Below are 6,386 nucleotides of genomic sequence, written 5' to 3'. Positions count from 1 at the left end.
AAGAAAGGCACGAACCAATACCTCCTAAAACGTTGTTAGTGTTCTGATGGAACTATGGCTAGGGCATTACAATGTCCTAATCTTGGAATTTGGAATTGCTGTACAGTCCCCTATGTAGGGACAGAACAGAAAACTGCACAATCTGCCATTCTCACAAATGGCAAGATTAATATAAGTTATGAAGTACCAAAGACAGTTCACAGTCTGTTGAATAGTGGAGATGGCACAGTGCCACGAGTATCAGCTAGCCCTATCGAATTTGATCAAGATCCTAAACTACGTTTTTTCAGCCGCTACATTGCAGAGCGACATGGCTCTATCCAAAACAATGTCAACGTTTTGATTGATTTACTATATAGTCTTCAGACGTTACAAACCGTTGATAGAGAACCAGTCAGAGGCACTTTAGCTCAGACTGCTATTAGTCTTGAATTGGATGATCTTTACCTGAAAAATGAACCAGTTGTTATCAAAGCTACACTCCAGGGACGTTTTCCTTCAAGTATCATGTCAAATCTAGATATTGAAGCTAGTATTGAATCTGTGAGTCAACCTAGTGCTACACATTATGTAACCTTTCAACAGCAAAACGAAAAATGGCTTTTAGTGATTGATGACCTTGAATCAGGACTTTACAGGATAGAAGTTAAGACAAATCAGCTTGGCGGCGCATTTCCAAGTCCTGTGCATGAATTATTCGAAGTTGGACTATAGTTTCTCGCGTAACTACTGTAAATCCCATGCCACAGCAATGATCACAAGCAGATGAGAAAGGATTAGCGTTTCACATCTCCTCGGAGTTGCCACCATATTTTTCTTTGCCTGATGATGTTAATCGCACAGAGTTACTACGATGGAAGCAATACAAGCAACTAGCTAAAGAAATCTATAACGCGTTGATTGCTAAGAATATAAAGTACGCCCTTGAGCCAGAGCATAATGATGCAAATATTCAGTTAATTCGTACGCCAGAGGAAATTCTGGAAACTCGCAAAGAGGGGACATGTCTTGATTTAGCTGTGCTTTACTGTGGACTATGTCTGGGATTTGGATTACTACCTCTACTGATTGTGCTAAGAAAGCACGCTTTAGCAGCTGTTTCCTTACATTACAGCTATCAGGAATATTGGGAAGCTGATGCAGAGCGTGAGTACGAAAGAAGTCTTTTCCAGAAAGAACCATTAAAAAACTTTGAATCTTTACGGAATTTGCTCCTCAGCCGACGATTCATATTTATAGAGTGTACCGGTTTTTCCCATACGGAAACGGCACTGTCAGAATCTAAACCAGAAGGTATGCAGCGTCAGGAAGATGGCACGTTGACATTTGAAAGGGCAATGTTTGCAGGGGCAGAGCAACTGGAACAGTTTGATCGCCCGTTTGAGTTTGCTTTAGATGCTGCTATTGCTCATCGTTATTGGAAAATCAAGCCGGATAATTTTTATCCACATCCTCGAGCATCTCAGTCAAAAAGGCTAAATGATCTTAAACAGTTAATCGCTTCAGGATATCAACTTCTATCAGAGAGGCAATTTGATGAAGCGGAGGCACAATTTGACTTAGCACGCAAATTGCACAGAGGAAAATCAGAACCATGGCTTGGTAAGGCTCATATTTCTTTCGCTCAAGGTAGAAGTGGTATAGCAATTCATTTTGTCAACAAGGCCTTACAGCAAAATTCAACTCACTGGCAGACATTAGCCTTCAAAATCAAACTTTTGCTGCTATTAGGTGGCAATCATTGGGAGGAAGCTAAGAAGCTTACTATCGACAGTCAGGGATTATCAAAAAAACTAGATAATTGGCTAAATTGTTTAGCTAAAGAAGGGATCTTTACGCAAATTTTGATAACAGAAGCCACATTAGATAGCTTGTGTCCTTTCCCCAGAGAATAAAAAAAGTTACTAGCAGCGATTCAAATCTAGCATCTAGCAAGAAAGTCAAAACATGTGAGGAAATAAAAAGTGACTGAATTTGAGGCATTCATACAGAAAAATCCAGAGATTGATCTTTGGAAATATATTCAAAAAAATCCTGATAAAGCTCAAATATTCTTTGAGCTTGAGTCAGTAAAATTGTTTAAATTAATGGAAAGAATCATATTATTTGAAGATATTATTATCTCAAATAATATTTCGCTTGAAAAGCAAATTCTGATGGTCGTTTTACACCTCAAAAAAGATCTTCCACCTCGTTCATTGGTTGTTTTATTTAAAGTAAGAAAGTCACAGGTTTTTGATATTATTGAATACTGGATAGATATTATTTTTGAGAGAGATGAAGAAATTAAAAATTTACTATTTAAAGATTCTAAAAAAAGCGAAGAAGCGCAACTGAATGCTAAAAGATTTTTAACTTCTCAAAGAAGATTAGAAGAAGAGTATAGCCTTCTCTGTGCGAAGGAAAGTGAAAATTGTGTTATTCAACATTTTCAACATTGTATTAGTGTAGCAGGTGCCGTGGGAAATGTAACAGGTGCCGTGGGAGCGGCCTTAGGGAGTTTCTCAAATATTGAATTGCATCGAAAGCCAAATATAAATTCTGGTTATCTTAAAAATGAGAATGAAATTTCAAATGATTTAGAGCCATTACCTCATAATGGCTTGTTTATCAGAAGAAATAATCAGTTTGGTACTAGACTAACTGTCGGTATTAAGGATTTACTCGAAAGAGGTGAATTAATCGATCAGACTCAAGTACGCTTTGATGATTTTGTTGCTCCAAACAGTGAAGCTATTCCATCCCCTAGTGACGATTCTTCTGTCGCTGTTAGCTATGGCATTGCTTCTATTCCACTCAGTCAAAAGCGAGATGATAGAGCAAGCCATTATTTGGAAATAGCTTTAAAGGCTGCAGACACTGCTCCAGAAAATCAACCTAAGAACCAGCCCCCCCTGTTAACTATGTGTTTGTAGTTGATACCAGCGGTTCAATGGACGGACAAAAGCTTGATTCTGTTAAAGAATCAATTAAAGAATTGTTTCATTCCATGAAGCCAGAGGATGTTATTGGCATTGTTGAATTTAATACAAATGTCAATACTGTCTTTAAAGCTAAGCCCAAAGCAAAGGTTTCCGATGTCGAGTTTAGTCATGCTGTTAGTAGCCTACAAGCAACAGGAGGCACCGATATCAATTTAGGAATTCAGTATGGTATTGATGAAATTAGTCGCTATGGTAATCATCATCGATTGAATCATATATATCTTTTTTCTGATGGCAATTCAAATTCTGGTGAGACTAGCTGGATTAAGATTCGACAGAATGCAGATATGAAGACACGTGGTAGTATTCGGCTATCGACTTTTGCATTTGGTACTGATGCGAATAAGCGTGAGCTAGATGCTTTAGCTGGATTGACTGGTGGCAAATCTACATTTGTTACCGATATCGATGACATTAAATCTAGCCTACAAGAAGAGCTAAATAGAAGAGACTATTTAGCAGGAATTAATGTTCAGATTAAGGTAAAGATTGACCAAGATATCTCAATTCTTTATCTTTATGGGCACGATGAGATCAAAGACCCTGCTAGACGAGCAGTAGTCTTAAGGGACGCTGATCAGGCTAAGGAAAAAGCACAAGAGGAGTTTGGTGTGCAATCTGCACCTGATCTCATAACGCAGGAAGATGGAATTCGTATTTTTGTGCCAGACTTAGCAGTTGGTGAAACATACTGGATTATTTTTGAGTTAGGTGTTCCTGATGAAAAGATTCAAAATGCTATTGGTAAAGCAACTGTGCAATATGTGGATACGTTCGCGCGTGCAAATTGTAGCCGCAGCATAGATTTATCATCTCCAGGTGTAATTGACTCAGAGCTAGTCACGGAACATGCTTTAGGTTTATGGTCCAGTGAAATTGCTTTTCACACACTAGATGATCTTTATGAAAAAGATTTCCAAACAGCAAAAGAGCGCATTTCAAATCACGTAAGACTTCTCAGTGCTGCAAATGACGATTTGCAGTCTGAGTTTATTTCAGATGACATCGTTATATTTCAGAAATTCATGTCTCTATCGCAGAATTTAGGCAAAAGATTACTTGCTGCTGAACCCTCTACTTTTCGTTCTGCTGGTATGTCTATAGGCCCAACTTATTTTACTTGTGCCTTAAATGAATACGGCAGAGTCAAAAATGGATTCCAACGAATGACTCTGTAAAGTGTGTTTTTGGTTTGTAGAGGAATAATGTGAATCATTCCTCTACAAACGCACTGCCTCTCGAAACTCATTCGCTGTGTCCAACCGCGATGTCTTCCCCATCAATACACAGCGAGTCAACACATCCATATCTAGCGCCGCTAGTTCCGGAATCTCACTACGCGTAATTTCAACATAGTCTCCCTCTTTTAGTCGATAAAGACTAAACAGCCCATCCTGCCAAAACCACACTTCAAGAATACCCAACGCCCGATAGCGCGATAGCTTACTCAGCCCCCCGCTGGTAAACACCACTTCGATCACCAAATCGGGAGTCGCTTTAGAACTACCAAAACAGTAAGACTCGTCCGCTTGAGCCGATGCCTCCCCCTCCCGCTCATGGGTCATCGATCCAGTCGGTTCAAACTCGATGCCCTTTTCCAGACAAAATAACCCAATCAAAAAGCCGATCAATCGGCTAAACATCTCATGTTCGCGTCCGGGCATCAGAATTTCGATCGTGTTGTCATAGTAAGCCAGCCGAATCCCTGGAGAGTCAGCAAACCCCGAACGGATCAGCTGAAACTGTGGCCAGCTAATACCGGAATATATAATCTGCTGGTCGGTCGGCTGCTCGTTTAACAGAGACTTACGGGAAAGAGCTTGCGTCATGGTTAGATTAGCCTAACTGCCCTCTATCCTAGCTGATGTAGCATTTTCTGCCGATAAGTGGGTTGACACCTCATGACCAACACAGGTGCAAGATCTGAGCTAATATTGATAGGCCAATAGTATCGAAAGGCCATGCTTGGATAACAAGTCCCTATTTTACCAGGGTTGAGTTCACTCAAGAACTTACTTTTATCTATCCTGAGGTTCTTGGCAAAGATTCTTACGTCACGATTCTGTCAAAACAACACCTTTTTGTTCTAGCTGATATTCAGCGGCAACCCAGGTATTACTCAGGACTACATTGACGGTCTTAGCGTTGTGATCAATCCAGTAGAAGCCGTTAGGAAGCCGACCATTATATTTTTTCAGCCACTCATCCCAGAACGATCTCTCTGTAAAGCCCAGCCAAGATTCCATCGTTTTCATATTTTGGCTGTTTGTCAGACTTTCCCTTTGACCCTCCAATACTTGCCACAGATGGATGTTGCTAGGGACTTTCACATGTTGGAGGTCTTCAACTTTTACAAAATCAGGCATTTTTATGACCAGAAAACAACATTGAGACTCTAAAGAGATTCTCTAGTGCGACTTGACTCATCGGAGGCATTCAATCTCAGCGAAACATAGCTTAACGGAATATTAACGCATTTAAAGATAAGATATATTTATCCAGAAAAAGCTAATGCATAAACTGCATTTATTAATTTAACAAGCTTACTTAATTCGGTGCTTGCACCTCTATTTAGGAAAACTCAATAATGACTAACACAGACGCTTATAACCTTGAAGTCAAATCAGGTACTCGAAACCACAAGGGTTACTTTGTGCAGAATATGACTTACAGATTGGTTGGCATTGACCAAGCTGGTTGGGCTTTGATCTGTCAAGACAACACCACTTGTCACTACGTAGATCCTGATTGTTTGCAAGAATCATCTAGCGCGATTGGGAGCTGAAGCAGCAGATTAAGCTAGCTGCTAGTCCCAAAATAATATCTAACGCTTCATTCATTTAATAAACCCTTTAACAATTTATCCAATGAAATCTTTGATTCAACATGCGCGTTTTGATTTAGAGACGCCAGTGTCTAAGACAGAAGCAACTCTGATGCGCAGACATATTTGTCTTTGTTGCTCAAGTGTTTTACTTCGGCATGTTTCTTCAGGTAAGCTTTCTTGGCGTTGTAGCCACTGTTGTCAAAATATGCCCGTTTAGGAATTTCTTGAAGTATACAGCCCTCAATTAGCGTCGGGGGTTATAGCCCAATGTGGGTTTGAGGGGGAATTAGTGTTTCTCAGGAGTTCCACACTACCAATCTAAGTATAATTCCTGGAGAAATAGCATGGAAGATAAATTTTTCGAACAAACATGTGACCTCTTTCTTCGCTTTGATAATTGGCTTATGGATAGATATATCGACGATAGCTTTACACAAGCAGAGCGCATGGCCATTGCATCTAGTCTCGCTCAAACCGTAATGCTCAGTATGCGATTGGAGACGATTGATTCTGCAACGGATATCGTTGGCTCTAAACTATCGGGTCTTAGCAAAGATGTATCTGTGGGATTAGAA

General features: G+C 39.9%; 6 protein-coding genes. 4 read left to right on the top strand and 2 right to left on the bottom strand.

The window, feature by feature from the left end:
• The first annotated feature begins 54 nt into the window (after positions 1–54).
• The 4 genes from IQ260_RS25645 to IQ260_RS25630 all read left to right on the top strand — a co-directional run bounded on the left by IQ260_RS25645 (position 55) and on the right by IQ260_RS25630 (position 4,162).
• Complete coding sequence (locus IQ260_RS25645; protein WP_193995916.1) at positions 55–714, top strand: hypothetical protein; 660 nt, start codon at positions 55–57, stop codon at positions 712–714.
• Between the two features lie 104 nt (positions 715–818).
• Positions 819–1,895 (top strand): hypothetical protein, encoded by a 1,077-nt coding sequence (locus IQ260_RS25640; protein ID WP_193995915.1) that lies wholly within the window; start codon positions 819–821, stop codon positions 1,893–1,895.
• 69 nt (positions 1,896–1,964) lie between these two features.
• Positions 1,965–2,915, top strand: coding sequence for a helix-turn-helix domain-containing protein (locus tag IQ260_RS25635; protein WP_193995914.1), 951 nt, complete (start codon positions 1,965–1,967; stop codon positions 2,913–2,915).
• Positions 2,906–4,162: a vWA domain-containing protein gene (locus IQ260_RS25630; RefSeq protein ID WP_322745048.1), complete on the top strand. Its 1,257-nt coding sequence runs from the start codon at positions 2,906–2,908 to the stop codon at positions 4,160–4,162. The genes IQ260_RS25635 and IQ260_RS25630 overlap by 10 nt, the downstream gene beginning before the upstream one ends.
• Positions 4,163–4,204: 42 nt before the next feature.
• Here IQ260_RS25630 and IQ260_RS25625 read toward each other — a convergent pair whose 3' ends face one another.
• The gene (locus tag IQ260_RS25625) at positions 4,205–4,813 is read right to left on the bottom strand and encodes a Uma2 family endonuclease (RefSeq protein WP_193995913.1); all 609 of its coding nucleotides are present in this window, start codon (positions 4,811–4,813) and stop codon (positions 4,205–4,207) included.
• A gap of 225 nt (positions 4,814–5,038) precedes the next feature.
• Entirely contained in the window at positions 5,039–5,350 is a 312-nt protein-coding gene (locus IQ260_RS25620; RefSeq protein ID WP_193995912.1) for a hypothetical protein, read from the bottom strand.
• Between the last annotated feature and the right edge of the window lie 1,036 nt (positions 5,351–6,386).

Origin of the sequence: Leptolyngbya cf. ectocarpi LEGE 11479, assembly GCF_015207065.1 — a bacterium.
Taxonomy (GTDB): domain Bacteria; phylum Cyanobacteriota; class Cyanobacteriia; order Phormidesmidales; family Phormidesmidaceae; genus Leptothoe; species Leptothoe ectocarpi.
This window is presented reverse-complemented; position numbering and strand designations above follow the sequence as displayed.

Excerpts from the sequence above, each read along its gene's own strand:
- IQ260_RS25625 (WP_193995913.1), bottom strand. The coding sequence starts at position 4,813 with ATGACGCAAGCTCTTTCCCGTAAGTCTCTGTTAAACGAGCAGCCGACC.
- IQ260_RS25645 (WP_193995916.1), top strand. The coding sequence starts at position 55 with ATGGCTAGGGCATTACAATGTCCTAATCTTGGAATTTGGAATTGCTGT.
- IQ260_RS25620 (WP_193995912.1), bottom strand. The coding sequence starts at position 5,350 with ATGCCTGATTTTGTAAAAGTTGAAGACCTCCAACATGTGAAAGTCCCT.